Genomic DNA, 23,852 nt, shown 5'->3' with positions numbered 1-23,852 from the left:
CTCCCCCCTTACCGTTTGCGGCGTCCGCCCCCGATCCGTCAGATCCGGTCGCGTGCGCCGGCCAGGAACGCGCGCAGGCCCTGCGCGGTGAAGAAGTAGATGTCGGCGTCCGTCTCCTTCCACAGCCGCTCCAGCGACGCGTCCGACGCCTCGCGGAGGGCGCGGTCGAGGAACTGCCGCAACCGGACGCGCTCCTCACCACGAAAATCTCTGAGACCGAAATCGTACATCTCGTCGAGCGTCGGCGCGATGCGATCGATGTCCTGGATGTACCAACGGGCAAAGGTGAGGAATTCCGGGGACGCCTGCATGTCAATCTCCGTCATTGCGTGGATAGGCGGTATGGATGCGATACCCACGGGAACTGCCCGGATCGTGGACGATATACATTCCGACACCGTAGGTCGTGCGCAGATACGGCTCGATTTGCCCCGCCGTGTAGGCTTCCCGCCCGGTTCTGTATCCGAAGCGAGAGGTCAGGAATGCACGGCTCTTTTAACCGGATGCGACATCATCGACCTCCGCAGCATTCTGTTCCAGGGTCCGATTGACGTAATCGTTCGCAGACTCCACGGATTCGAACGAGCCATCTCGGCGCATGCCATAGTCGACGACCGGGAACGTCCTTCTGCTGGCCAGGACGCGACCCATCATCTCCGCATCCGTCTTGCCGACATGCTCGCGAAGCGTATGTCCGCCGCGCGCCTCTTCTTCGGAGAGCACGACCGTGTACCGGCGGTCGGCATCATCCGAGACATGGACGATCCGCGCATCGTCGTCGGAACCATGCCCGTTGCCGGCATCGCCATCCGTCCATTGGCCGCCGTTCGGGTTCCCGGCCGGCACGCGGGGTTGGTCGGCGTGATACGCACGCAGCGACAGACGCAACCGCAGGAAGGCGACCTCCACGCGGTACGAGGCGATCAGCCACCTCGCCCGCAAAAGGCCCGTCGCGCCTGACGCCATGGAATGCACCCCTCGGATCTGCCTACAGTCCTATAAAGGAATTTTATCCGTAAAACAAGGGTGTCATCGCGGCCTTCAAACGCGAAGCGCCGGAACCTCGGCGAGGCTCCGGCGCTGGGTGGTGGGTCGTCGGGGGAGCGGGCGTCGCGCCCGCCCCGGCCTCAGAGCGAGTAGTACATCGTGAACTCGACCGGGTGCGGGGTCATCTCGTAGCGCATGACCTCCTCCATCTTCAGCGCGATGAACGAATCGATCTGGTCGTCGGTGAAGACGTCGCCGGCCTTGAGGAAGGCGCGGTCGCGGTCGAGGTTCTGCAGCGCCTCGCGCAAGGAGCCGCAGACGGTGGGGATCTTCTTCAGCTCGCGCGGCGGCAGGTCGTAGAGGTCCTTGTCCATCGCCGCGCCCGGATCGATCTTGTTGAGGATGCCGTCGAGCCCCGCCATCAGCAGCGCCGAGAAGGCGAGGTAGGGGTTGGCCATCGGGTCGGGGAAGCGGACCTCGACGCGCTTGGCCTTCGGGCTCTTCGTCCACGGGATGCGGCAGGAGGCCGAGCGGTTGCGCGCCGAGTAGGCGAGCAGCACGGGGGCCTCGTAGCCCGGCACCAGACGCTTGTAGGAGTTGGTGGACGGGTTGGTGAAGGCGTTCAAGGCCTTCGCGTGCTTGATGATGCCGCCGATGTACCAGAGGCATTCCTGGCTGAGGCCCGCGTACTTGTCGCCGGCGAAGACCGGCTTGCCGTCCTTCCAGATCGACTGGTGCACGTGCATGCCCGAGCCGTTGTCGCCGAAGACGGGTTTTGGCATGAACGTCGCGGTCTTGCCGAAGCTCTGCGCCACGTTGTGGATGCAGTACTTGTAGATCTGCATGTGGTCGGCCAACAACGTCAGCGTATCGAACTTCATGCCGAGCTCGTGCTGGGCGCTCGCCACCTCGTGGTGGTGCTTCTCCACCTTCACGCCCATGCCCTGCATCGCAGCCAGCATCTCGCCGCGCATGTCCTGGGCCGAATCCTGCGGCGGCACCGGGAAGTAGCCGCCCTTGGTGGCGACGCGGTGGCCGAGGTTGCCGCCCTCGTAGTCGGTGAAACCGTTGGTCGGCAACTCGGTCGAATCGAGCTGGAAGCCGGTGTGGTACGGGTCGGCGCCGAACTTCACGTCGTCGAACACGAAGAACTCGGCTTCGGGGCCGACGTAGATCGTGTCGCCGATGCCGGTGGACTTGAGGTAGGCCTCGGCGAGCTTGGCGGTGCCGCGCGGGTCGCGGGCGTAGGGCGCGCCGGTCGAGGGCTCGAGCACGTCGCAGACGATGACCATGGTCGCCGCCGAGAAGAACGGGTCCATCGTGGCGGTCGAGGGGTCCGGCATCAGCAGCATGTCGGACTCGTTGATCGCCTTCCAGCCGGCGATCGACGAGCCGTCGAACATCGTGCCTTCCTCGAAGATCTCGTCGTCGATCAGGCTGACGTCGAAGGTGACGTGCTGCCACTTGCCGCGCGGGTCCGTGAACCGGAAGTCCACGTACTTCACGTCGTTGTCCCGGATGGTCTTCAGCACCTCGGCCGCTGTCGTCATCTTGGGCGTCCTCCTCAGATTCGTGGGCCGCCGCACTTGAGCCGCGCGCCGGACGTGCGCTGCATACAGCCCGGGACGCGCCCGTGCCAACCGAAGCGACCGGAAATCTTCTCCGCGCGCCGGCCTGCGCGTTCCTGGTCGACTGGGCGCCATCAGCGCCTCGTGCGTCATCGGACCGAGCGGTTCGGTTCCCCTGGAAAGGGATGTTCACACGGAGTTGATCGCCAGGGTAGCGCGTGAGCGGGAACCGGCGGTGAAGTGGCATTTCGCTGGCACGGTCCCTGCTAGCGGGGTCTCGGTCGTCGGAGGCCACGGAGCGGCTGCGTTTCCCCGGACTTCGCATCGTTAAACGGACGAGAGACTCGGAATGACGAAATACAAACTCGAGTATTTGTGGCTCGACGGGTACACGCCGGTCCCGAACCTTCGCGGCAAGACCCAGGTCAAGGACTTCGACGGCTTCCCGACCCTCGAGCAGCTTCCGCTCTGGGGCTTCGATGGCTCGTCGACCATGCAGGCTGAGGGCGGCTCGTCCGACTGCATGCTCAAGCCCGTGCGCCACTTCCCCGATTCCACGCGCAAGAACGGCGTGCTGGTGATGTGCGAAGTGATGATGCCGGACGGCAAGACCCCGCACCCGTCGAACAAGCGCGCCACCATCCACGACGACCCGGGCGCCTGGTTCGGCTTCGAGCAGGAATACTTCTTCTACAAGGACGGCCGCCCGCTCGGCTTCCCCGCCGCCGGCTACCCGGCGCCCCAGGGCCCGTACTATTGCGGCGCCGGCTATTCGGCGGTCGGCGACGTCGCGCGCAAGATCGTCGACGAGCATCTCGACCTCTGCCTCGATGCCGGCATCAACCACGAGGGCATCAACGCCGAGGTGGCCAAGGGCCAGTGGGAGTTCCAGATTTTCGGGAAGGGCTCGAAGAAGGCCGCCGACGAGATGTGGGTCGCCCGCTACCTGCTCGAGCGCCTGTGCGAGACCTACGGCATCGACGTCGAGTACCATTGCAAGCCGCTCGGCGACACCGACTGGAACGGCTCGGGCATGCACGCCAACTTCTCGACCACCTACCTCCGGGAGACCGGCGGCAAGGACTACTTCGAGAAGCTGATGGCGGCGTTCGGCGGCGCGATCGAGGATCACATCGCGGTCTACGGTCCCGACAACCACCTGCGCCTCACCGGCAAGCATGAGACGGCGCCCTGGAACAAGTTCTCCTACGGCGTGGCCGACCGCGGCGCCTCGATCCGCGTGCCGCACTCCTTCGTGAACAACGACTACAAGGGTTACCTGGAAGACCGCCGCCCCAACAGCCAGGGGGACCCCTACCAGATCGCCTCGCAGATCCTGAAGACGGTCGAGTCGGTTCCGACCACCTGATCGGCATCGCGAGGATTTCGGATCGTCAGCGGCGCGGACCTTCGGGTCCGCGCCGTTTTTTTGTTTCTTGTCCTTCCCACCCTCTCCCTCAAAGGGGGGGAAGGAAGGGGATCAGGCTCCGAAGATCGACCAGCCCATGCGCTTGGTCAGGCTCTCCAGGGCGATGCGGCCGAGATGGGAGTTGCCGGATTCATCGAGGCCCGGCGACCAGACCGCGATCGAGGCGCGCCCCGGGGCGATCGCCAGGATGCCGCCGCCGACGCCGCTCTTGCCCGGCAGGCCGACCCGGTAGGCGAACTCGCCCGAGCCATCGTAGTGGCCGCAGGTCAGCATCACCGCGTTGATGCGGCGGGCGCGCTCCGGTGGGATCACGGACAGGCCGGTGGCGGGGTTCCGCCCGGAATGGGCGAGGAACCGCCCGGCGGTGGCGAGCTGCCGGCACGACATGCTGATCGCGCAGTGATGGAAGTAGACGCCGAGGGTGTAGTCGACCGGGTTCTCGACCACGCCGAACGACTTCATGTAGTTGGCGAGCGCCACGTTTCGGAAGCCGGTGCGCTTCTCGGAGGCCGCCACCGCCTCGTCGATGGCGATGGTCGGGTCGTTGGCAAGCGCCTGCATGAAGCGCAGGATTTCGCCCAGGGCTTCGCGCGGCTGGTGGCCGGAGAGGATCACGTCGGTCACCGCGATGGCGCCGGCGTTGATGAAGGGGTTGCGGGGCACACCCTGCTCGCGTTCGAGCTGGACGATGGAGTTGAACGGGCTGCCGGATGGCTCGCGCCCGACCCGCTTCCACAGGGCGTCGCCGACCATGCCGAGCGCCAGCGTCAGGGTGAAGACCTTCGACACGCTCTGGATCGAGAACGGCGTCTCGCTGTCGCCGGCCGCCGCGATGGTGCCGTCGGCATCGATCACCACCAGGCCGAAGCCCTGCGGGTCGACGCGGGCGAGCTCGGGGATGTAGCGCGCGACCGTGCCCCGGTCAGAGCGCTGCCGCATCTCGTAGGCGATCTCCTCGACCACGCTGCGCAGGTGCGGGGCGAGGCTCACGCTCGCTCGCCGGGGCCGCCGTCAGATCGCGTCCGGGCCGGTCTCGCCGGTGCGGATTCGGATCGCCTCCTCAATGGTCGAGACGAAGATCTTGCCGTCGCCAATGCGGCCGGTCTGGGCCGACTTGCGGATCGCCTCGACGGCACCCTCCACGAGCGCGTCGGAGAGCACGATCTCGAGCTTCACCTTGGGCAGGAAGTCGACGACGTATTCCGCGCCGCGATACAGCTCGGTGTGGCCCTTCTGGCGGCCGAAGCCCTTCGCCTCGATCACGGTGATGCCCTGGAGGCCGACCTCCTGGAGGGCCTCCTTCACCTCGTCGAGCTTGAAGGGCTTGATGATCGCTTCGATCTTCTTCATGCCGGACGGCCCAACCTGCGCTTGACGATGCTGAATTTCTACCACTCCCCCGGTCCGGCCGCCACGCCGTTTTCAACCGGCATCGGTCGAAACTGCCTCTTCGACTTGCATGAACTGCAAATCGTTTGTGCATTTTTCGACTGGCGGCCGATTGTTTGAGCAGTGTCTGGGTGGCGCGCGGGCAGCAAACGTTCGAACTTTTGGGGATCGATACGATGGATGGGGCACGGCTGATGACGGTCGCGGCGATGGCGGCCGTGGACGCGGCGGCCATCGCCGGCGGCACCCCGGGCATCGCGCTGATGCGTGCGGCCGGCGCCGCGGTGGCCGAGCGCGCCCGCACACACCTTCCCATGGGCGGACGCGTGCTCGTCCTGTGCGGACCCGGCAACAACGGCGGTGACGGGTTCGTCGCCGCGCGCCTCCTCGCTGAAGCCGGGTACGGCGTCGACCTCGCCCTCCTCGGCCCGCGCGAGGCCCTGTCCGGCGATGCGGCGCTCGCCGCCGTGGAGTGGGCCGGGGCGGTGCTCGGCCTCGCCGAAGCTGACCCGACGCGGGCCGACCTCGTGATCGACGCGCTGTTCGGCGCCGGCCTGTCGCGCGACCTCGACGGGCCCGCCCGCCTCGCCCTCGAAGGGGTCCGGGATTCCGGGCGGCCGGTGCTTGCGGTCGACGTGCCGAGCGGGATCGACGGCGACACCGGCATGGTGCGGGGCTTCGCGCTTCCCGCCGTCGAAACCGTGACCTTCGTCGCGGAGAAGCCCGGCCACCTGCTACAGCCCGGCCGTGGCCTTTGCGGATGCGTGCACGTCGCCGACATCGGCACCGGCCCGGCGGCGTTCGCGGCCGGGCTCGCGCTGGACTCGCCCGCCTTCCGCAACGGTCCTGCACTCTGGAATGCGTTCTTCCCACGACTCACCGAGGCGAGCCACAAGTACACCCGCGGCCACGCCCTCGTGCTGTCGGGTCCTGCCACCCGCACCGGCGCGGCGCGCCTTGCCGCCCGCGGCGCGCTGCGGATCGGGGCCGGGCTCGTCACGGTCGCCTCGCCGGAGCGGGCGCTGGCCGAGAACGCCGCCCACCTCACCGCGATCATGCTGCGCGGTTGCGACTCCGCCGACGACCTCGACGACCTGCTCACCGACGAGCGCATCAACGCGATCCTGGCCGGTCCCGGCCTCGGCGTCGGCGAGGCGACCCGCGACCTCGTCGCGGTGGCGGCCGCCGCCGGCCGCGGCCTCGTGCTCGACGCCGACGCGCTGACGAGCTTTTCCAAGCAGGCGGCCCTCCTCGCGGCCCACATCGCCGACGGCGACGCGAAGGCGGTGTTGACGCCGCATGCGGGCGAGTTCGCCAAGCTGTTCGCAGACACCGACGCCGTCGCCGAAGTCGGCAAGCTGGAGCAGGCCCGCCGCGCCGCCGCGCAATCCGGCGCCGTGGTGGTGTTCAAGGGCCCCGACACGGTGGTGGCCGCCCCCGACGGCCGCGCCGCGATCAACGAGCATGCCACGCCCTGGCTCGGCACCGCGGGCTCCGGCGACGTGCTCGCCGGCCTGATCGCCGGCCTCCTGGCGCAGGGCATGCCACCGTTCGAGGCCGCCTGCGCCGCGGCCTGGCTCCACGGCGACGCCGGCCTGCGCCACGGCCCCGGGCTGATCGCCGAGGACATTCCGGAACTGATGCCCGCGGTGCTGGCGGATGTTTTGGAACGGCTCAGAGGCTGACGACGGTCTCTTTCCCTCCCGCAGGAGGAGGTAGGAACGCGTCCCTCACGTCACCTCGAAGCAGGTCCACAGCCCTGTGTCGAACCGCTCCAGCACCGTCGCGCTGATCAACCAGCGGCCAGGGTTGTCGGCCTGGAAGGCGATGCGCGCGGTGCGGCCTTCGAGCAGCTGGAAGGTGTCGAGCCAGTAGGGCTCCCAGCCGTCGTCGAGGGGGTGGAGCAGGCGGAAGACGTGGCCATGCAGGTGCAGCGCCTGCGGGAAGGCGGTCTCGTTTCGCAACGCCAGCACCACCACCTGGCCGCGCTTCACCGTGAAGATCGGCGCGAGGCCCGCGGTCGCGCTGGTGCCGTTGACCGACCAGATCCGCTTGGCGTCGCCAGAATAGACCGGCTCGGCCTCCGGCTTGTCCTTCTGAAGGGTGGCGCCCCCGGTGATCACCACGTCGCGCCGCAACGCGTTCTGGAGCTTGACCTCGCGCGGCAGCAGAGGGTTCTCGCCGATCGGCCCGATCGGCGGTCGCTTCTCGGTGACCGGCGCACCCTTGGTGACGACGGTGGCGAGCTGCAGGCCCTGGCCGACGAGCGCGGTGATGGCGCCCTTGGCGTCGGCCTCGGCCGGCAGGTCGATCAGCAGGTCGTAGCGGGTGCCGGGCGGGAACGGCAGCGTCGCGCGCAGGGGCTCGAAGGTGTCGGTCGGCTGGCCGTCGACGGCCGCGACGTAGACCTTCAGGCCCTCGAAGCGGATGCGGGTCGCCCGCGCGTTGCAGGCGTTGCCGAGCCGCACCCGGATGCGGCTGCCCGGCCGCGCCTCGAAGGTCGCCGGCACGTTGGCGCCGTTGATGGTCACGAGGTTGCCGAGCCGCCCGTTGCTCGCCGCGAACGCGGTTTGGCCGAAGGGCAGCAGCGTGCCGTCGTCCTGCAGGCGCCAGTCCTGCATCAGCAGCGACACGTCGGCCTCGACGGCGGGCGGCGCCTTCTCCTCCACCACGAGGAAGCCGGCGAGGCCCCGCCCGGACGGCTCGCTCGATCCGCCGACCACCAGCGGGCGGACCAGGAAGGTGCCGGCGTCCGGCGGCACGAAATCGTAGGTGAAGTCGGCGCCGGGCGCGATCGGCGTCTGCGTCACCCCGCCGACGCCGTCCATGGAATTCTTGTTGCGCACCCCATGCCAGTGCAGGGAGAGCGGCTTGTCGGTCTTGTTCTCGACGCGCACGCGAACGGCCTCGCCGAGCTTCACGCGCAGGGCCGGGGGCGCCGACGTGCCGTCGAACGACCAGATCGGGGTCTCGGGGGCGGGTTCCGGCTTGAAGCGCGTCTTGCCGGGCGCCGCCGTCAGCACGCGGGGTTCCGGCAACGGCGGGGCGGGCGCCGGCGCGGCGGGGGCAGGCTTGCCCTGCGCCCGAACGGACCGGGGAAGCAGAAGGAACGCGGCACTTCCCAGAAAGAGCGCTCGACGCGACGCGCCGGATCGCAATTCGGTCGGCGGCGCGGATCGGGCTGGCGGCATGGAACCTCGTGACGACGGGGCGATCGCGCGGCATCCACGCGGGAATTCAGGGCCGCCGGTTGTAGCCGCCGCCCTCGCGCGGCGCCACCGTTTCGGGCCCGCAAGTTTTTTGCTGCGGCCTGTGCCCCGCATGCTATAGACCCGCCCTCCGGTGGCCGGACACGCGCCGGGCATCGGCGCTCGCGGGCGTGGCGGAACTGGTAGACGCGCTGGTTTTAGGTACCAGTGTCGCAAGACGTGGGGGTTCGAGCCCCTCCGCCCGCACCAGCACCGCCTTCGGAAACGGTAACGGCCGATCCCTGCGCGGACGCGGTCGGCCGGCTCCTCCAGCGGATGCCGTTCGCCTTGCGCGCGGGTCCCGCTTCCCCGTACCAAACCCGCGGCTCCGTCAGGCCTCCGATGAGGCCGCGCCCGGATTCTCGCGCACACGATCACACGGACTTTGAGAGCGACGACGATGCAGGTGACCGAGACACACTCCGAGGGGCTGAAGCGCACGTTTCAGGTGTCCCTCGCCGCGAGCGAGCTCGAGGATCGCCTGAACACCGAGCTGTCGGGCATGAAGGACAAGGTCCAGCTAAAGGGCTTCCGTCCGGGCAAGGTGCCAGTGGCGCACCTGCGCAAGGTCTACGGCCGCTCGGTGATGGCCGACGTGGTGCAGAACGCCGTCAACGAGGCGAACCAGAAGATCGTCGCCGACAACGGCCTCAAGCTCGCCCTCGAGCCGCAGATCGAGTTCCCCTCCGACCAGTCGATCGTCGAGAAGGCGCTCGACGCCAAGGCCGACCTCTCGTTCAAGGTCGCCCTCGAGGTCCTGCCGAGCTTCGAACTCGCCGACCTTTCCGACGTCAGCCTGACCAAGCAGGTCGCCACACCCTCGGACACGGAGGTGACCGAGGCGCTGGAGCGCATGGCCGGCCAGAGCCGTCCGTTCGCGGAGCGTGACGAAGGCGCGGCGGCCGAGACCGGCGACCGCCTCACCATCGACTTCGTCGGCCGCATCGACGGCACAGAGTTCGAGGGCGGCAAGGGCGAGGGCATCGACCTGGAGCTCGGCTCGAATTCCTTCATCCCCGGCTTCGAGGAGGCTCTCGTCGGCGCCAAAGTTGGCGAGCAGCGCCTGGTCAAGGCGACCTTCCCGGAGGCCTACGGCGCCGAGCAGCTCGCCGGCAAGGACGCCGAGTTCGACGTGACCGTCACCAAGATCCAGGCCCCGGGCGAGGCCAAGATCGACGACGAATTCGCCAAGGGCATGGGCCTCGACTCCCTCGACGCGCTCAAGGAGGCCGTGGCCAAGGCGATCGGCACCGACTTCGAGGCGGCCTCGCGCCGCAAGCTCAAGAAGGACCTCCTCGATGCGCTCGACGGCCGCTACGCCTTCGACCTGCCGCCCTCGCTCGTGGCGCAGGAATTCGCCAGCGTCTGGGCGCAGGTCGAGCAGGACCTGAAGTCCCGCGGCAAGACCTTCGAGGACGAGGACACCACCGAGGAGAAGGCGCAGGCCGAGTACCGCAAGATCGCCGAGCGTCGCGTGCGCCTCGGCTTGGTGCTTGCGCAGGTCGGCGAGAGCGCCGATATCAAGGTCTCCGACGAAGAGGTGAACCAGGCCCTCATCGCCCGGGTCCGGCAGTTCCCGGGCCAGGAGCAGCAGGTCTGGGATTTCTACCGGAAGAATGCACAGGCGCTCGCCGAGCTTCGCGCGCCGCTGTTCGAGGAAAAGGTCGTCGACCACGTCCTCGGTCAGGTCAAGCTGGTGGAGGAGCCCGTCTCGAAGGAGACGCTCTTCGCCGACGAGGAAGCCGACGACGCCGGGAACGAGAAGGCCGACGCCAAATCGGCCGACGCCGAGTCCACGGAGGCCGCGTCGGCCGGCTCGAAGGCCGACTGAGCCCGCGCTCGTCTCGAGGCGGCGGGCTTATGGTTAGGCGGCGTTAAGGAATGCCGTCGTTCGCTGACGCGCCCGGCCTCTCCGTGATTCGCGGAGGGCCGGGCCCCTTGGAGCCCTAAAGGCCATGATGAGAGATCCGGTCGACTATTATAACAGCGCGCTCGTGCCGATGGTGGTCGAGCAGTCGAGCCGCGGCGAGCGGGCGTTCGACATCTACTCGCGGCTGCTGCGCGAGCGGATCATCTTCCTCACCGGACCGGTGGAGGATTACGGCGCGTCGCTGATCGTCGCGCAGCTCCTGTTCCTCGAGGCCGAGAACCCGAAGAAGGAAATTTCCTTCTACATCAACTCGCCCGGCGGCGTGGTGACCTCGGGCCTGTCGATCTACGACACGATGCAGTTCATCCGTTGCCCGGTGACGACGCTCTGCGTCGGCCAGGCCGCCTCAATGGGCTCCCTGCTCCTCACCGCCGGCGAGCCGGGCCACCGCTTCGCCCTGCCGAACGCCCGCATCATGGTCCACCAGCCGTCCGGCGGGTTCCAGGGCCAGGCCACCGACATCCTGATCCACGCCCGCGAGATTGAGGCTCTCAAGAAGCGCCTCAACGAGATCTACGTGAAGCATACCGGGCGCGACTACGATTCCATCGTCCAGGCGCTGGAGCGCGACAACTTCATGACCGCCGACGCGGCGCGCGAGTTCGGCCTGATCGACGAGGTCATCCAGAAGCGGCCCGAGCCGGCCGCCGCCTGAGGAACCCCGCACCCGTCCCCGGCGGCACCGCGCCGCCGCGGGAGGGGTGTGGCGATCGCGGCCTTGATCCGGCCGCGGCCGCGTGTTTGCATCGGGGTTCGCAACGACTGGTTCGGGCCGGACCCCAAGGCAAAGACGCGCAGGTGACTTTTTCTTTAAGCGGATCCCCTTAACTGTGAACGATGCGCGTGTGCCCCGGCTGGCAGCGCACGCACGAATCGGAGACCGATATGAGCAAGACTGGCGGCACCGACTCCAAGAGCACGCTGTACTGCTCGTTTTGCGGTAAGAGCCAGCACGAGGTCCGCAAGCTGATCGCGGGCCCGACGGTGTTCATCTGCGACGAGTGCGTCGAGCTGTGCATGGACATCATTCGCGAGGAATCGAAGTCCTCGCTGGTGAAGAGCCGCGACGGCGTCCCCACGCCGAAGGAGATCCGGCGCGTCCTCGACGACTACGTCATCGGCCAGGACTTCGCCAAGAAGGTCCTCTCGGTCGCGGTGCACAACCACTACAAGCGCCTCGCCCACGCGACGAAGCACAACGACGTCGAGCTGGCCAAGTCCAACATCATGCTGATCGGGCCGACGGGCTCGGGCAAGACTCTGCTCGCGCAGACGCTCGCCCGCATCCTCGACGTGCCGTTCACCATGGCGGACGCGACCACCCTGACGGAAGCCGGCTACGTCGGCGAGGACGTCGAGAACATCATCCTCAAGCTGCTCCAGGCCTCCGACTACAACGTCGAGCGGGCGCAGCGCGGCATCGTCTACATCGACGAGATCGACAAGATCTCCCGCAAGTCCGACAACCCGTCCATCACCCGCGACGTCTCGGGCGAGGGCGTGCAGCAGGCGCTTCTGAAGATCATGGAAGGCACCGTCGCCTCCGTGCCTCCGCAGGGCGGACGCAAGCACCCGCAGCAGGAGTTCCTGCAGGTCGACACGACCAACATCCTGTTCATCTGCGGCGGCGCCTTCGCCGGGCTGGAGCGGATCATTTCGGCGCGCGGCAAGGGCACCTCGATCGGCTTCGGCGCGACCGTGCAGGCTCCCGACGACCGGCGCACCGGCGAGGTGTTCCGCTCGGTCGAGCCTGAGGACCTCCTGAAGTTCGGCCTCATCCCCGAGTTCGTCGGCCGCCTGCCCGTGCTGGCGACGCTGGAGGATCTCGACGAGGACGCCCTCAAGAAGATCCTGCAGGAGCCGAAGAACGCCCTAGTGAAGCAGTACCAGCGGCTGTTCGAGATGGAGAACGTCGACCTGACGTTCCAGGACGAGGCGCTGTCGCTCGTCGCCCGCAAGGCGATCGAGCGCAAGACCGGCGCCCGCGGCCTGCGCTCCATCCTGGAGACGATCCTGCTAGACACGATGTACGACCTGCCGGGTCTCGACTCGGTCGAGCAGGTCGTGATCGGGCCGGAGGTGGTCGAGGGCAAGTCGCGCCCGCTCTTCATCCACGGCGACCGTAACAAGGAAGCGCCGGCCAGCGTCAGCGCCTGACGTGCGCCGGCGCACGCGCGCTAAGTCCTTGATGTCGCGGGTCGATCCTCGGTCGACCCGCGACGGGTGGTCACCTTGAAACGAGGTGCGGGGGGAGCCATCTGAGGCTCAGCGCAGTGGCCGCTGCCTCCTTCGAGGGGCGGTGCCGCGCCACCAGCCGCAAAGTCTCCAGAGACCTTTCCGACCCTCGCGGCCCGGTCGGCCCCTGGCAGGAAGCTTGCTCCAATTCGGAGGAGCGACCGTCGGGCGTCCCTCATGAGGAAGTCAACGATGACCCAATCGAAATCCCGCCAGCCGGTCGTCCCGGGCTCGACCGGCGCCTACGCCGTCTTGCCGTTGCGCGACATCGTCGTCTTCCCGCACATGATCGTGCCGCTGTTCGTCGGGCGCGAGAAGTCGATCCGCGCGCTCGAAGAAGCGGTGCGGACCGACCGCCACATCCTGCTCGCCACACAGATCAACGCCGGCGACGACGACCCGGCCACCGACGCGATCTACACGATCGGCACGCTCGCCTCCGTGCTGCAGTTGCTGAAGCTGCCCGACGGCACCGTGAAGGTGCTGGTCGAAGGCGGTGGCCGTGCCAAGATCACCGGCTTCACCCGCTCGGACGAGTATTATGAGGCCGAGGCTGAGGCCCTGGTCGATGAGCTCGGCGACAAAGTCGAGGCCGAGGCGCTGGCCCGCTCGGTGCTCTCGGAGTTCGAGAACTACGTCAAGCTCAACAAGAAGATTTCGCCCGAAGTCGTCTCGGCGGTCACGCAGATCGAGGAGCCCTCGAAGCTCGCTGACACGATCGGCTCGCACCTCCTCGTCAAGATCGCCGACAAGCAGGCGATTCTGGAGACGCCGACCGTGGCCGCCCGCCTCGAGCGCGTGCTGTCGCTGATGGAGAGCGAGATCTCCGTGCTGCAGGTGGAGAAGCGCATCCGGACCCGCGTGAAGCGGCAGATGGAGAAGACCCAGCGCGAGTACTACCTCAACGAGCAGATGAAGGCGATCCAGAAGGAGCTCGGCGACGAGGATGGCCGCGACGAGCTGGCCGAGCTCGAGGACAAGATCGAGAAGACCAAGTTCACCAAGGAAGCCCGCGAGAAGGCCTCGGCGGAGCTGAAGAAGCTGCGCCAGATGTCGCCGATGTCGGCCGAGGCGACGGTGGTGCGCAATTACCTCGATTGGATGCTCGGCATCCCGTGGAACAAGCGCTCGAAGATCAAGAAGGATCTCCTCGGCGCCCAGGTCCTCCTCGACGGCGACCATTTCGGCCTGGAGAAGGTCAAGGAGCGGATCGTCGAGTACCTCGCCGTGCAGCAGCGGGCGAACAAGCTCACCGGGCCGATCCTGTGCCTCGTCGGGCCTCCCGGCGTCGGCAAGACCTCGCTCGGCAAGTCGATCGCCAAGGCGACTGGCCGCGAGTTCGTGCGGATGTCGCTCGGTGGCGTGCGTGACGAGGCCGAGATCCGCGGTCACCGCCGGACCTATATCGGCTCGATGCCGGGCAAGATCGTTCAGTCGATGCGTAAGGCCAAGACCTCGAACCCGCTCATCCTGCTCGACGAGATCGACAAGATGGGCATGGACTTCCGCGGCGATCCCTCCGCGGCGCTCCTCGAGGTGCTGGATCCCGAGCAGAACTCGACTTTCAACGACCACTATCTCGAAGTCGATTACGACCTGTCGAACGTGATGTTCGTGACCACGGCCAACACCCTCAATATCCCCGGCCCGCTGATGGACCGCATGGAAGTGATCCGCATCGCCGGGTACACCGAGGAGGAGAAGGTCGAGATCGCACGCAAGCACCTGATCCAGAATGCGCTGAAGAAGCATGGCTTGGACAGCAAGGAATGGTCGATCGACGATGAGGCCCTGCTGATGCTGGTTCGCCGCTACACGCGGGAGGCGGGCGTCCGCAACCTCGAGCGCGAGCTGTCGAACCTGATCCGCAAGGCGGTCAAGGAGATCCTGATCACGAAGGTAAAGAGCGTCGAGGTCGACGTGGAGCGCCTGCAGGTCTTCCTCGGCCCGCCGAAGTTCCGCTACGGCGAGATCGATGCGGACGATCAGGTCGGCGTCGTCACCGGCTTGGCCTGGACCGAGGTCGGCGGCGAGCTGCTGACAATCGAGGGCGTCATGATGCCGGGCAAGGGCAAGATGACGGTCACGGGCAACCTGAAGGACGTGATGAAGGAGTCGATCTCGGCGGCGGCGAGCTACGTTCGCTCCCGGGCCCTCGATTTCGGCATCGAGCCGCCGCTGTTCGAGCGCCGGGACATCCACGTCCACGTTCCGGAGGGGGCGACCCCGAAGGACGGGCCGTCGGCCGGCATCGCCATGGCGACCGCCATCGTCTCGACCTTCACCGGGATCCCGGTGCGCCGCGACATCGCCATGACCGGCGAAGTCACGCTCCGCGGTCGAGTGCTGCCGATCGGCGGTCTGAAGGAGAAGCTGCTCGCCGCACTCCGCGGCGGCATCAAAACGGTGTTGATCCCCGAGGAGAACGCCAAGGACATCGCCGAGGTGCCCGACAGTGTGAAGAACGGGATGGAGATCATCCCCGTCGCGATGATGGACCAAGTGCTGAAGCACGCCCTCGTGCGCCAGCCGGTAGCGATCGAATGGGAAGAGGTCATCCCGGTCAAGAAGACGACCGAGGACGGCGCCGCCTTCGTCGCCCACTAAAGCCCGAGCAAGGACGACGAGGCCCCGGAGCGCTGCTCCGGGGCCTTTCGCTTGCATGGTCCGCTTGTCGAAAGGGCCTCCATGCGCATCTTGGTGATCAATCCCAACACGACGGAAGCGGTGACCGAACGGGTCGTCGAGCATGTCCGCCGCATCGCTCCATCGGCGACGATCGTGCCGGCTACCGGCCGCTTCGGCGCGCGCTACATCGCCAGCCGGGCCTCGGCGGCGATCGCCGCTCACGCCGCCCTCGACGCCTATGCGGCGTTCGGCGCGGAGTGCGACGCGGTCTACCTCGCCTGCTTCGGCGATCCCGGTCTGCTGGCGCTCCGCGAGATCGCACCCGTGCCGGTGGTCGGCATGGCCGAAGCCGCCTGCCGCGAGGCGGCGGCCGCGGGGCGCTTCTCGATCGTCACCGGCGGGACGGCGTGGCGGCCGATGCTGAGCGAGTTCGTCACGCTCCTCGGCCTCTCTGACCGGCTCGCCGGCATCCGCGCGACGAACGCCACCGGCGGCGAGATCCACCACGATCCGGACGCGGCGCTCGCCGACCTCGTCGCCGCCTGCCGCGCCTGCGCGGAGGCGGACGGCGCCCAGACGGTGATCCTCGGCGGTGCCGGCCTCGCGGGCCTCGCCGAACGGATCCAGCCGGACGTCCCCGTTCCCGTGCTGTGCTCGGTGGAGGCCGGTACCCGCGCGGTGCTGGCGGCGGCAGCTCTACCGAGACCCACGCCGAGCCGCCACCCGCTGACCGACGCCACCGGCCTATCCCCTGCTCTTGCACGCCTGCTCGCCGGCCCATAGGCGCATGCTAAAAGAACCTGCGCTTGCCTCGAAGCCGCAGCATGCCGTACCACGCGGGCGCGGGCGGTTAGCTCAGTTGGTAGAGCGTCTCCTTTACACGGAGAGGGTCGGGGGTTCGAGTCCCTCACCGCCCACCATCGGGATTGATGATCCCGAACTCTCGGTCATCAAGGCGACACCCCGAGACGGGGAATTCCCAAATCGGAAGCCAACTCGCGGCCGCTCAGCTCTCCAGCTCGCTGTCCCAGTACAGGTAGTCGAGCCAGGTGTGGTGGTAGTCGCGGTGGTCGAATTCGGGTTGTCGGTGGTGCAGCTCGTAGCGGGTCGGGCGGCGCGGCTCGGTGAGCAGCGGCATCTCCGCCTCGTAGGGTGTGCGGTTGGCCTTGCGCAGGTTGCACGGGCTGCAGGCCGCGACGACGTTCTCCCAGGTGGAGAGCCCGCCGCGGGAGCGCGGGTTGACGTGGTCGAAGGTCAGGCCGCCCGAAGGCAGGCGCAGGCCGCAATATTGGCAGGAGAAGCTGTCGCGCAGGTAGATGTTGTAGCGGGTGAAGGCCGGGCTGCGGGCCAGTGTCACGTAATTCTTCAGGGCCACCACGCTCGGCACCCGAAGCGCCCGGCTCGGGCTGCGCGCCTCGACGTCGTAGCTCGCGACCAGGGTCACGCGGTCGAGGAACAGGGCGGTGAAGGCGTCCTTCCAGTTCCACAACGACAGCGGGTTGTAGGAGAGCGGCCTGTAATCCGCGTTGAGGACGAGGGTCTGGAGATCCATCATCGGCGCGACTCTTCGAACGAAAGCCATACGGGACAACGCGCGAGTTCGGGTTTGCGCGCCGTCCCGAGGACAAGGTCGAGGGGGTGATGGGGAGATCGTGTGCCGCTGCGTCGAAGGCGGGGCCCGGCGGGCGGCGCCGTCTCGGCCGGGCGCATGGAAAACGCGTGGCTTGCCGGGCGCGATCGGCGACCGGCTGGGGCGGATACATCCGGCTCGCGGCGGGGTCCGGATGCCAACCCGGTCGATCCCAGCCCTTCGCGAAATGACGAAAAGGCCCTCTCCATTGGGGCTTAGTCTAATAGCAGCGTGACAGCCTTGTGAAGCTCCGCCCTGTCGCGGCCCGCGCCGCACCCACAGCCCGCGTGGATCGACGGCTTTCGGAGTCGTCCGCTGCGTCGACGGGGCGCTTCAGCCCCAGCGCACGAACATCGCGACGAAGACGGCGACCATGCTCGCCAGCAGCAGCGGATAGCCCTCGACGAGGGCGAACAGGAACAGCGAGATCGCGCCGGTGGCGATGGCCAGCATGACGGCGACGGCAGTCGGGTTCATGGCAACAGGGCTCGCACTTCGGGGTCCCGACTCCGTTTCCGGCGGACCCCGTACCACGATCGACGGGGCGACGCGGCACCCGATCGATGCCGCGTCGCACACCCGTTCGATCAGTCGCCGACGACCTTGCCGTCCGGGCCGACCTTCACGGTCTGCTCGTGGTCGGCCAGCGCCACCTTGATCTCGTACTGCACCGACTTGCCCTCGCGCTCGACCTCCGCCTCGTAGGCCTTGCCGCCGCCGGCCTTGCGCTCGGCGATGGCGAGGGCGTCCTTCAGCGAGGTGGTGGCGTTCTGGAAGTCGGCGGGCTTGAGCCGGGTGAAGTACCGCTCGATCGGCTGGTTCTCGGTCTTGTAGAGCGCGCCGGTCTCGGCATCGATACCGTACTCGACGAGCTTGCCGTCCGGGTAGACGACCTTGATGCTGTAATGGGTCGGGTTCTTGCCGTCCGCCTTCTCGAAGTCCGCGTCGATCGCGCGGCCTTTCTCGCCTTGGGCCTCGGCCGTAGTCAGCGCCTGGGCGAGGCCGACCTTGCTGGTCTTAGCGATCTGGAACTCCTTCATTTCGGACTGGGCATTCGCGGCGGGCGCCTGGGCCAAGGCTGCCGTCAGGCCGAGCGGGGTTGCGAGGAGGCCCGCTGCGATCAGGCCGGCGGTAAGCGGGAGACGGTTCGACATGGCTTTGGCTTTCTGCCCAATTCGGTCGGTGGCCCGAACAACAGGCCGATCGCCGCCTTGGTTGCCTCCGCCTGGAAAGACGTACACGGCGGTCGTGCCGTAAGCCTGCGCGCGTTCGCAGCCATCGGTCAGCGCCGTCCGGCGCGATCGAGAAGGATCGCGACGAAGTTGGCCGTCGCGATGCTGCGCTCGCTGTCGTTGACGACGGTGGCGTCGGCCTCCGCCGGCACCGCGCGTGCCAGCCGCGCGCCGAGATCGCCGTCCTCGGGGCGGTCGCGGGCGGCGAGCCGTGCGGCCAGGGTCTCAGGGGCTGCCGTGATCGCGACGACGTGGACGCCGGGGAGCATGCGGCGCGCCGCCTCGATCACCCGGCGCGAGATGTTGCACACCACAATGCGCCCGCGCGCGGCTTCTTCCAGCGCTTCGGGCGGGATCGCGTAGCCGAGGCCGTGGACGCGCCAATGCAGGGGGAACGCGCCGGCCGCGGCGGCACGCGAAAAATCTGCTTCGGCGATCTCGGCGTTGTCCTCGTGGGCGGAGGGCGGCCGGGTCACGAGGCGGCGCGGGAACACGAAGGGCGGGTCGCCGGCCAGCCGCGCGCGGGCGGCGGCGATCACCGTATCCTTGCCGGCCCCGCTCGGGCCGACCACGAGGACGAAGCCGCCGATCGGACGCTCTGCCATCACATAACCCGTGTGCCGGCGCGCCAGACCTCGCGGACGACGGGCACCCCTTGCGCCATCCGCATGCGGACGAGGTCGGCGCGCAGGCCCGGGGCGATCCGGCCGCGGTCGTCGAGGCCGGTGGCGCGGGCCGGGTTGGCCGTCACCGTGGCGATGGCGGCGGCCAGGTCGATGCCGGGCACGCGCCCGGGCAGCTGGAACGCCGCCATCAGCAGGCTCGCCGGCACGTAGTCGGAGGACAGGATGCCGAGTAGGCCGGCCTCGGCCAGTTCCTGCGCCGCCACGTTGCCGGAATGGGAGCCGCCGCGGATCAGGTTGGGCGCCCCCATCATCACAGTGATGCCGGCCGCGTGCGAGGCCTCGGCCGCCGCGCGGGTGGTCGGGAACTCGGCGAGCGCCACCGACTCGGCCTTCGACATCGCCACGTCGGCGAGCGTCGTGTCGTCGTGGCTCGCCAGCGGAATGCCGTGCGCGCGCGCCAGCGCCAGAAGGATCGGGCGGTTCCGGGCGTTCCGGGCGGCGCCGTCGCGGATCTTGCCCGCGGTGCCGGCCCGGATCGCCTCGATCGGCCGGCCGCCGCGTCCGGCATACTGGTCGTACTTCGCCATGTCGCGGAACTGCCGCTGGCCCGGCGTGTGGTCCATCAGCGAGATCAGGCCGACGGGGTGGCGGGCGACGAAATCGCGCACGGTGTCGATCACATCGGCGGAAGGAATCTCGCAGCGTAGGGGCGTCAGGTGCTCGGCCCGGAACAGGCCGGCGGCGCGGGCGTCGGCGATGGCCTGCGCCAGGGTGTCGAACTCGGAGCCGAGGCCGCCGCCGTCCGGGTCGGTGCCGGCGCGCAGCGAATCGAACACGGTGGTGATGCCGGACGCCGCGATCTGCGCATCGTAGGCGAGCACGGCGCCCAGCTGGTGCCAGCGCACGCGGGGGCGCGGCGCGTAGTGGCTTTCCAGGTGATCGGTGTGCAACTCGACCAGGCCGGGGACGAGGTGGTCGCCGGAGAGATCGACGCCGCGCCCGGGTGCCCGGCCCTCGCCGAACTCGGCGATGCGTCCGCCGGCCATCGCGAGCCAGCCGGCGACCACCCGATCGGGCAGGACAAGATGCGCGTTTTCGAGGATTTCGACTCGGTCCGCCATCGCTCCGCCGTCTCCGCTGATATCGCGCCTGTTTATTTCACCGCCGCGCGAAAACCCGCTACGTCCACGATCCGCGTCGCCGCCGCCTTGTGCATGTCTCCGGGATCAGCACTTGGTAGAACAGGACCTAGCCCTCCGCGAGCGGCGTCGCCTGATCGTCGGGGGGGTGGCCGTTGTCGAGCGTTCGCTCGAACATGGCATAGACGTCGGTCTTCGTGTCCCGGGAACGAATCCCGTCGCCCGGCGGCATTGCCTGCGGCGCCCCGCGCTCGCTACGGACCCTCGGCGCGGGCTGCGAGCGCCTGAGACAGGAGACCGGACGGATGACGGCACCCTCGGCCCGCCACGTGGTGATCATCGGTGCCGGCGCGGTCGGGAGCGTGAGCGCGCTCGAATGCCTGCGCGCCGGCCACCGGGTCACGGTGGTCGATCCGGGCGAGCCCGGCGGGGAGCAGGCGTCGAGCTACGGCAACGCCGGCTGGCTCTCGTCGCACTCGGTGATCCCGCCGGCGGAGCCTGGCATCTGGAAGCGCGTCCCGTCCTACCTCGCCGACCCGCTCGGACCGCTGGCGATCCGCTGGCGCTACCTGCCGCGGGTGCTGCCCTGGCTGGTGCGCTACATCTGGGCGGCGCGGAGCGGACGCCAGATCGCGGACACGGCGCGGGCGTTGCGCACTCTGCTCGTGGACGCGCCGCGCCTCCATGCCGGCCTCGCCGAGGAGGCCGGCCTCGGCCACCTGATCGAGCGGCGCGGCCTGCTCCACGTCTACCCCGACCGCGCCGCCTTTGCGGCCGACGCGGCCGCCTGGGCGATCCGCCATGCGGTCGGCGTGCGGTGGCTCGAGCTTTCGGCCGACGAGCTGCGCCAGCGCGAGCCGACCCTGCACCGCCGCTACACCTTCGGAGTCATGGTCGAGGAGGCGGGCCATTGCCGCGATCCGGGCAGCTACGTCGCGGGGCTTGCCGACCTCGCGCGTGCCCGCGGCGCCACCCACGCCCGCACCCGCGCCACTGGGTTCCGCCTCGACGAGGGCCGGCTCGTGGCCGTTGAGACCGAAGCCGGCGCGATCCCGTGCGACCGGGCGGTGGTCGCCGCTGGCGCCCGGTCGGGCGCGCTAACCGCATCCCTCGGCGACCGGCTGCCGCTGGAGAGCGAGCGCGGCTACCACGTGATGATCGCCGACGCCGAGGCCGGGCCGCGCACCCCGGTGATGGCCTCGGACGCCAAGATGGTGGTCAACGCCATGGCGGGCGGCCTACGCGCGGCGGGGCAGGTCGAGTTCGCCGGGCTCGACGCGGCACCGAACTGGAAGCGCGCCGAGATCCTGCGCGACCACCTGACCAGCATGTTCCCGGACCTGCCCGAGACCGTGCCGGCCAAGCGCATCCGGATGTGGCTCGGCCATCGCCCGAGCATGCCGGACGGGCGGCCCTGTATCGGCCGCGCCCGGCGGACCGCGGACGTGGTCTACGCCTTCGGCCACGGGCATGTCGGCCTCGTCGGCTCGGCACGCACCGGGCGCCTCGTCGCGCAGCTCGTCGGCGGAGAGGCCCCGGAGATCCCGCTGGCGCCGTTCGATCCCCGGCGCTTCCTGTAAGGCGGCGGTACACCGCACACGCGTTTCCCTCCCGCGCAGAGGGGGGAGGGAAGAACGTACCGGGCCGCTCCGCACCTTCCTGCCGATCAGCGGGAGCCGACGTTCGACGGCATCGCGAAGCGGTTCGCCGGAAGCCGCAATCCGTAGCGGTGCATCAGATCCTCGACGATGAGCATGCGTCCCGCCCGCCGCAAGCGACGCGCCGGGAGACCTGCCTCACGCGTCCGTAGGCGCGTGGCCGTGTCTCGGCGCCCGTCTACAGTTCGAACGGAAACCGCCGCACGATGCGGAACGGCGCCGCGCCGTGCTGGCGCAGCAGCGTGATCGCGTCGATCGTCAGGGAGAGCGGCGGGCAGCTTGCCGCCAAGCGGGCGCGCCAGGCCTCGCGGGCGTCGTCCGCGAGGCGGCCGGTCAGGGTCATGTGGAAACGGAACGCCTCGAAGACGTGCGCATAGCCCCAGCGATCGAAGAGCGCACGGCGGCGCGGGTCGAGGTCCTTGGGGCGGCGCCGCGCCCGCTCGGTCGGGGTCAGAGGCGCCCGGAACGGGTCGAGGGCGGCGACGCATTCGGCTGCGAACAGGCCAAGTTCCGGCGGCGGCGCGGTGGGCACCAGGGCGACGAAGTCCCCCAGCAGGACGACCGCGAGCGGCCCGATCGGCAGGAGAGAACGGGCCTGCACCAGGTCGGTGCAGGCCGCGACCAGGTCGTCCTCGCTTCGGCCGGGGGCGAGGCGCATCGGGGCCTTCAGCGTCGCGTGGAAGCCGTAGACCCGCGGCGCCGCGGTGACGGCGGCGAGCGCTGCGCGGTCGGCCGGATCCCAGTCCGGCGGGGGCGTGTCGCCCAGGATCGCGTCGCCGAAGGCGGCCAGCGCTGAGCCGGGTTCGGGCGTCACGTAGAGCGCGTAGCGGGTCGGGGCGTCCACGGGGCCACTCGCTGCGGGCGTGACCGGGGTCGCGGCCCGCCGCGGATAAAACCCGGCCGCCGCTTCGGCAAGGCGTGGCTGCTCAGCCCCGCGGGATCGGGCGGTTGCGGCAGGCGGCGCGATATTGCTGCCGGCGCAGGCCGCGCAGGTTCCGGCGGTCGGCTTCCTGGGTGCAGGCGATCTTGCGGTCCGCCTTGTTCAGGCTCTTCGTGCCGCTCGACGGCACGTCCGTCGGCGCAGGCGCGGTGTAGGATTGGGCGAGACCTGCCGTCGTCAGCAGTGCGAGAACCAAGCTGCTTGCCAAGACTGTACGCATGCGACGAACTCCTGATTGCCGATCGCGCCGGCGGGGCAATAACCGGGCCAAGCTTGGCCGGGGGTCGATGCCGATCGTTCAGGGGGCGCCCGCGGCCAGCGCGGCGACGACGCGGCCCGAATCCGAGACCCATCCGAAGATGCCGCCCTGCGCCACGATCATCGCGAGGCCTGCCGCGTGGAAGGCCGGAATATACGAGCCGCAGGCATCCGACACCACAAGGCAGCGGTAGCCGCGGTCGTTGGCCTCGCGCACCGTGGTGTGGACGCAGACCTCGGTGGTGACGCCGCAGACGATCAGCGTGGCGATGGCGCGCGCAGTCAGGATCTCCGCGAGGTCGGTGGCGTAGAACGCGCCCTTGCCCGGCTTGTCGATCACGGGCTCGCCCGGCAGGGGAGCGAGGGCGGCGACGATGTCGTGTCCGGGTTCGCCACGGATCAGGATGCGGCCCATCGGCCCGGGCGCGCCGATGCGGGCCGAGGGCGCGCCGCGCTCGATCTTGGCAGCTGGCGCGTCCGACAGGTCGGGACGGTGCCCCTCGCGGGTGTGGACCACGAGGAGTCCGGCCTGCCGTGCCGCCGCGAGCAGCGCCTGTGCCGGCGGCACGGCGACGGCCAGCAGCGAGACGTCGTTGCCGAGGCTTTCGCCGAACCCGCCGGGCTCCAGGAAGTCGCGCTGCATGTCGATGATGACCAGCGCCGTCGTCGCAAGGTCGATCGCCAGCGGTGCCGGCTCGGCGTCCACGGTCACCATGGCGAAGGGTCTCCCGTCGTGCGGCCGACTCGGCGGCGCGCGACCCCGACGATGTCGTCCGACGGCGGGAAACGCATCCACAAAGATTGTCCGGCGCTGCTTCAATAGTGTGCGGGCGCTGCCGCCGCGATGGGCGACGACCACGGAACGTGGCGGGCGCGGTCCCGTCGGGGCCGCGGTCGCGGCCGTCCCGCCTTGGCTCCCGGCCAAGCCGTCACGACACCCGCGAGAGCGGGCGCC

Annotated in this window: 22 protein-coding genes and 2 tRNA genes; 10 read left to right on the top strand and 14 right to left on the bottom strand. The window is 69.1% G+C overall.

The annotated features are described in order from the left end of the window. Positions 1 to 38: 38 nt before the first annotated feature. From MFF13_RS17970 to glnA, 3 genes are all read right to left on the bottom strand, one after another. Positions 39 to 311, bottom strand: coding sequence for a hypothetical protein (locus tag MFF13_RS17970; RefSeq protein ID WP_147751642.1), 273 nt, complete (start codon positions 309 to 311; stop codon positions 39 to 41). 184 nt (positions 312 to 495) lie between these two features. Further along, entirely contained in the window at positions 496 to 966 is a 471-nt protein-coding gene (locus tag MFF13_RS17965; RefSeq protein ID WP_238272641.1) for an RNase A-like domain-containing protein, read from the bottom strand. Between the two features lie 161 nt (positions 967 to 1,127). Next, positions 1,128 to 2,537 (bottom strand): type I glutamate--ammonia ligase, encoded by a 1,410-nt coding sequence (glnA, locus tag MFF13_RS17960; RefSeq protein ID WP_147751643.1) that lies wholly within the window; start codon positions 2,535 to 2,537, stop codon positions 1,128 to 1,130. A 367-nt stretch (positions 2,538 to 2,904) separates the two neighbouring features. Between glnA and MFF13_RS17955 the strand changes: the two genes are divergently transcribed. Then, positions 2,905 to 3,924, top strand: a complete 1,020-nt coding sequence (locus MFF13_RS17955) for a glutamine synthetase beta-grasp domain-containing protein (RefSeq protein WP_147764546.1) — start codon at positions 2,905 to 2,907, stop codon at positions 3,922 to 3,924. A gap of 111 nt (positions 3,925 to 4,035) precedes the next feature. Here the strand turns inward: MFF13_RS17955 and MFF13_RS17950 are convergent, their stop codons facing one another. Beyond that, complete coding sequence (locus MFF13_RS17950; protein ID WP_147751645.1) at positions 4,036 to 4,974, bottom strand: glutaminase; 939 nt, start codon at positions 4,972 to 4,974, stop codon at positions 4,036 to 4,038. 21 nt (positions 4,975 to 4,995) lie between these two features. Continuing rightward, positions 4,996 to 5,334, bottom strand: coding sequence for a P-II family nitrogen regulator (locus MFF13_RS17945; protein WP_147727910.1), 339 nt, complete (start codon positions 5,332 to 5,334; stop codon positions 4,996 to 4,998). Between the two features lie 215 nt (positions 5,335 to 5,549). Here MFF13_RS17945 and MFF13_RS17940 point away from each other — a divergent pair, with 215 nt between their 5' ends. Continuing rightward, positions 5,550 to 7,058, top strand: coding sequence for an NAD(P)H-hydrate dehydratase (locus MFF13_RS17940; RefSeq protein ID WP_147764545.1), 1,509 nt, complete (start codon positions 5,550 to 5,552; stop codon positions 7,056 to 7,058). 45 nt (positions 7,059 to 7,103) lie between these two features. Here the strand turns inward: MFF13_RS17940 and MFF13_RS17935 are convergent, their stop codons facing one another. Next, positions 7,104 to 8,564, bottom strand: a complete 1,461-nt coding sequence (locus tag MFF13_RS17935; RefSeq protein ID WP_238272640.1) for a multicopper oxidase family protein — start codon at positions 8,562 to 8,564, stop codon at positions 7,104 to 7,106. Positions 8,565 to 8,746: 182 nt separating this feature from the next. On the opposite strand from MFF13_RS17935, the gene MFF13_RS17930 reads away from it, so the two are divergent. The 7 genes from MFF13_RS17930 (at position 8,747) to MFF13_RS17900 (ending at position 16,334) form a co-directional block, all read left to right on the top strand. After that, positions 8,747 to 8,831: transfer RNA gene (locus MFF13_RS17930), tRNA-Leu, on the top strand. A 190-nt stretch (positions 8,832 to 9,021) separates the two neighbouring features. Then, positions 9,022 to 10,452, top strand: a complete 1,431-nt coding sequence (gene tig / locus MFF13_RS17925) for a trigger factor (protein ID WP_147831426.1) — start codon at positions 9,022 to 9,024, stop codon at positions 10,450 to 10,452. Between the two features lie 127 nt (positions 10,453 to 10,579). After that, positions 10,580 to 11,206 (top strand): ATP-dependent Clp protease proteolytic subunit, encoded by a 627-nt coding sequence (locus MFF13_RS17920; RefSeq protein WP_147752831.1) that lies wholly within the window; start codon positions 10,580 to 10,582, stop codon positions 11,204 to 11,206. A 230-nt stretch (positions 11,207 to 11,436) separates the two neighbouring features. Further along, on the top strand, positions 11,437 to 12,708 hold the full coding sequence (gene clpX / locus MFF13_RS17915; RefSeq protein ID WP_147727615.1) for an ATP-dependent Clp protease ATP-binding subunit ClpX: 1,272 nt from the start codon (positions 11,437 to 11,439) through the stop codon (positions 12,706 to 12,708). 270 nt (positions 12,709 to 12,978) lie between these two features. Further along, positions 12,979 to 15,393 carry an endopeptidase La gene (gene lon / locus MFF13_RS17910; protein ID WP_147763500.1) on the top strand — a complete coding sequence of 805 codons (2,415 nt, stop codon included), beginning with the start codon at positions 12,979 to 12,981 and terminating at the stop codon, positions 15,391 to 15,393. Positions 15,394 to 15,474: 81 nt separating this feature from the next. After that, positions 15,475 to 16,197, top strand: a complete 723-nt coding sequence (locus MFF13_RS17905) for an aspartate/glutamate racemase family protein (RefSeq protein ID WP_147763501.1) — start codon at positions 15,475 to 15,477, stop codon at positions 16,195 to 16,197. A 61-nt stretch (positions 16,198 to 16,258) separates the two neighbouring features. Next, positions 16,259 to 16,334, top strand: a tRNA-Val gene (locus MFF13_RS17900). 86 nt (positions 16,335 to 16,420) lie between these two features. Here MFF13_RS17900 and MFF13_RS17895 read toward each other — a convergent pair. The 5 genes from MFF13_RS17895 to MFF13_RS17875 form a co-directional block, all read right to left on the bottom strand. Further along, positions 16,421 to 16,969, bottom strand: a complete 549-nt coding sequence (locus MFF13_RS17895; protein ID WP_147763502.1) for an HNH endonuclease — start codon at positions 16,967 to 16,969, stop codon at positions 16,421 to 16,423. Between the two features lie 408 nt (positions 16,970 to 17,377). Then, on the bottom strand, positions 17,378 to 17,521 hold the full coding sequence (locus tag MFF13_RS17890) for a hypothetical protein (protein WP_187273707.1): 144 nt from the start codon (positions 17,519 to 17,521) through the stop codon (positions 17,378 to 17,380). 110 nt (positions 17,522 to 17,631) lie between these two features. Beyond that, positions 17,632 to 18,198: a PepSY domain-containing protein gene (locus MFF13_RS17885; RefSeq protein WP_147763503.1), complete on the bottom strand. Its 567-nt coding sequence runs from the start codon at positions 18,196 to 18,198 to the stop codon at positions 17,632 to 17,634. A 128-nt stretch (positions 18,199 to 18,326) separates the two neighbouring features. Then, complete coding sequence (gene phnN / locus MFF13_RS17880; protein WP_238272639.1) at positions 18,327 to 18,881, bottom strand: phosphonate metabolism protein/1,5-bisphosphokinase (PRPP-forming) PhnN; 555 nt, start codon at positions 18,879 to 18,881, stop codon at positions 18,327 to 18,329. After that, a complete protein-coding gene (locus tag MFF13_RS17875) occupies positions 18,881 to 20,023 on the bottom strand; it encodes an alpha-D-ribose 1-methylphosphonate 5-triphosphate diphosphatase (RefSeq protein WP_147830403.1) in 1,143 nt (380 codons plus the stop codon). Before MFF13_RS17875 ends, phnN begins: the two co-directional genes overlap by 1 nt. Positions 20,024 to 20,346: 323 nt before the next feature. Here MFF13_RS17875 and MFF13_RS17870 point away from each other — a divergent pair, with 323 nt between their 5' ends. Further along, a complete protein-coding gene (locus tag MFF13_RS17870) occupies positions 20,347 to 21,621 on the top strand; it encodes an NAD(P)/FAD-dependent oxidoreductase (RefSeq protein WP_147830401.1) in 1,275 nt (424 codons plus the stop codon). Positions 21,622 to 21,877: 256 nt separating this feature from the next. Here the strand turns inward: MFF13_RS17870 and MFF13_RS17865 are convergent, their stop codons facing one another. From MFF13_RS17865 to MFF13_RS17855, 3 genes are all read right to left on the bottom strand, one after another. After that, entirely contained in the window at positions 21,878 to 22,543 is a 666-nt protein-coding gene (locus tag MFF13_RS17865; RefSeq protein ID WP_147763507.1) for a DUF1045 domain-containing protein, read from the bottom strand. 82 nt (positions 22,544 to 22,625) lie between these two features. Beyond that, complete coding sequence (locus tag MFF13_RS17860; RefSeq protein WP_147752645.1) at positions 22,626 to 22,859, bottom strand: hypothetical protein; 234 nt, start codon at positions 22,857 to 22,859, stop codon at positions 22,626 to 22,628. Positions 22,860 to 22,937: 78 nt separating this feature from the next. After that, positions 22,938 to 23,612, bottom strand: a complete 675-nt coding sequence (locus MFF13_RS17855; RefSeq protein WP_147763508.1) for a cysteine hydrolase family protein — start codon at positions 23,610 to 23,612, stop codon at positions 22,938 to 22,940. Positions 23,613 to 23,852 lie beyond the last annotated feature (240 nt).

It is taken from the genome of Methylobacterium cerastii (genome assembly GCF_022179125.1).
Taxonomy (GTDB): domain Bacteria; phylum Pseudomonadota; class Alphaproteobacteria; order Rhizobiales; family Beijerinckiaceae; genus Methylobacterium; species Methylobacterium cerastii.
Note: the sequence above shows the minus strand (reverse complement) of the source record. Positions and strands in the feature narration are given on the sequence as shown.

Bases quoted from the DNA above. Each gene is read 5' to 3' on its own strand.
- MFF13_RS17970 (WP_147751642.1), bottom strand. From the start codon at position 311: ATGCAGGCGTCCCCGGAATTCCTCACCTTTGCCCGTTGGTACATCCAG.
- MFF13_RS17965 (WP_238272641.1), bottom strand. From the start codon at position 966: ATGGCGTCAGGCGCGACGGGCCTTTTGCGGGCGAGGTGGCTGATCGCC.
- glnA (WP_147751643.1), bottom strand. From the start codon at position 2,537: ATGACGACAGCGGCCGAGGTGCTGAAGACCATCCGGGACAACGACGTG.
- MFF13_RS17955 (WP_147764546.1), top strand. From the start codon at position 2,905: ATGACGAAATACAAACTCGAGTATTTGTGGCTCGACGGGTACACGCCG.
- MFF13_RS17945 (WP_147727910.1), bottom strand. From the start codon at position 5,334: ATGAAGAAGATCGAAGCGATCATCAAGCCCTTCAAGCTCGACGAGGTG.
- MFF13_RS17940 (WP_147764545.1), top strand. From the start codon at position 5,550: ATGGATGGGGCACGGCTGATGACGGTCGCGGCGATGGCGGCCGTGGAC.
- MFF13_RS17935 (WP_238272640.1), bottom strand. From the start codon at position 8,564: ATGCCGCCAGCCCGATCCGCGCCGCCGACCGAATTGCGATCCGGCGCG.
- tig (WP_147831426.1), top strand. From the start codon at position 9,022: ATGCAGGTGACCGAGACACACTCCGAGGGGCTGAAGCGCACGTTTCAG.
- MFF13_RS17920 (WP_147752831.1), top strand. From the start codon at position 10,580: ATGAGAGATCCGGTCGACTATTATAACAGCGCGCTCGTGCCGATGGTG.
- clpX (WP_147727615.1), top strand. From the start codon at position 11,437: ATGAGCAAGACTGGCGGCACCGACTCCAAGAGCACGCTGTACTGCTCG.
- lon (WP_147763500.1), top strand. From the start codon at position 12,979: ATGACCCAATCGAAATCCCGCCAGCCGGTCGTCCCGGGCTCGACCGGC.
- MFF13_RS17905 (WP_147763501.1), top strand. From the start codon at position 15,475: ATGCGCATCTTGGTGATCAATCCCAACACGACGGAAGCGGTGACCGAA.
- MFF13_RS17895 (WP_147763502.1), bottom strand. From the start codon at position 16,969: ATGATGGATCTCCAGACCCTCGTCCTCAACGCGGATTACAGGCCGCTC.
- MFF13_RS17890 (WP_187273707.1), bottom strand. From the start codon at position 17,521: ATGAACCCGACTGCCGTCGCCGTCATGCTGGCCATCGCCACCGGCGCG.
- MFF13_RS17885 (WP_147763503.1), bottom strand. From the start codon at position 18,198: ATGTCGAACCGTCTCCCGCTTACCGCCGGCCTGATCGCAGCGGGCCTC.
- phnN (WP_238272639.1), bottom strand. From the start codon at position 18,881: ATGGCAGAGCGTCCGATCGGCGGCTTCGTCCTCGTGGTCGGCCCGAGC.
- MFF13_RS17875 (WP_147830403.1), bottom strand. From the start codon at position 20,023: ATGGCGGACCGAGTCGAAATCCTCGAAAACGCGCATCTTGTCCTGCCC.
- MFF13_RS17870 (WP_147830401.1), top strand. From the start codon at position 20,347: ATGACGGCACCCTCGGCCCGCCACGTGGTGATCATCGGTGCCGGCGCG.
- MFF13_RS17860 (WP_147752645.1), bottom strand. From the start codon at position 22,859: ATGCGTACAGTCTTGGCAAGCAGCTTGGTTCTCGCACTGCTGACGACG.
- MFF13_RS17855 (WP_147763508.1), bottom strand. From the start codon at position 23,612: ATGGTGACCGTGGACGCCGAGCCGGCACCGCTGGCGATCGACCTTGCG.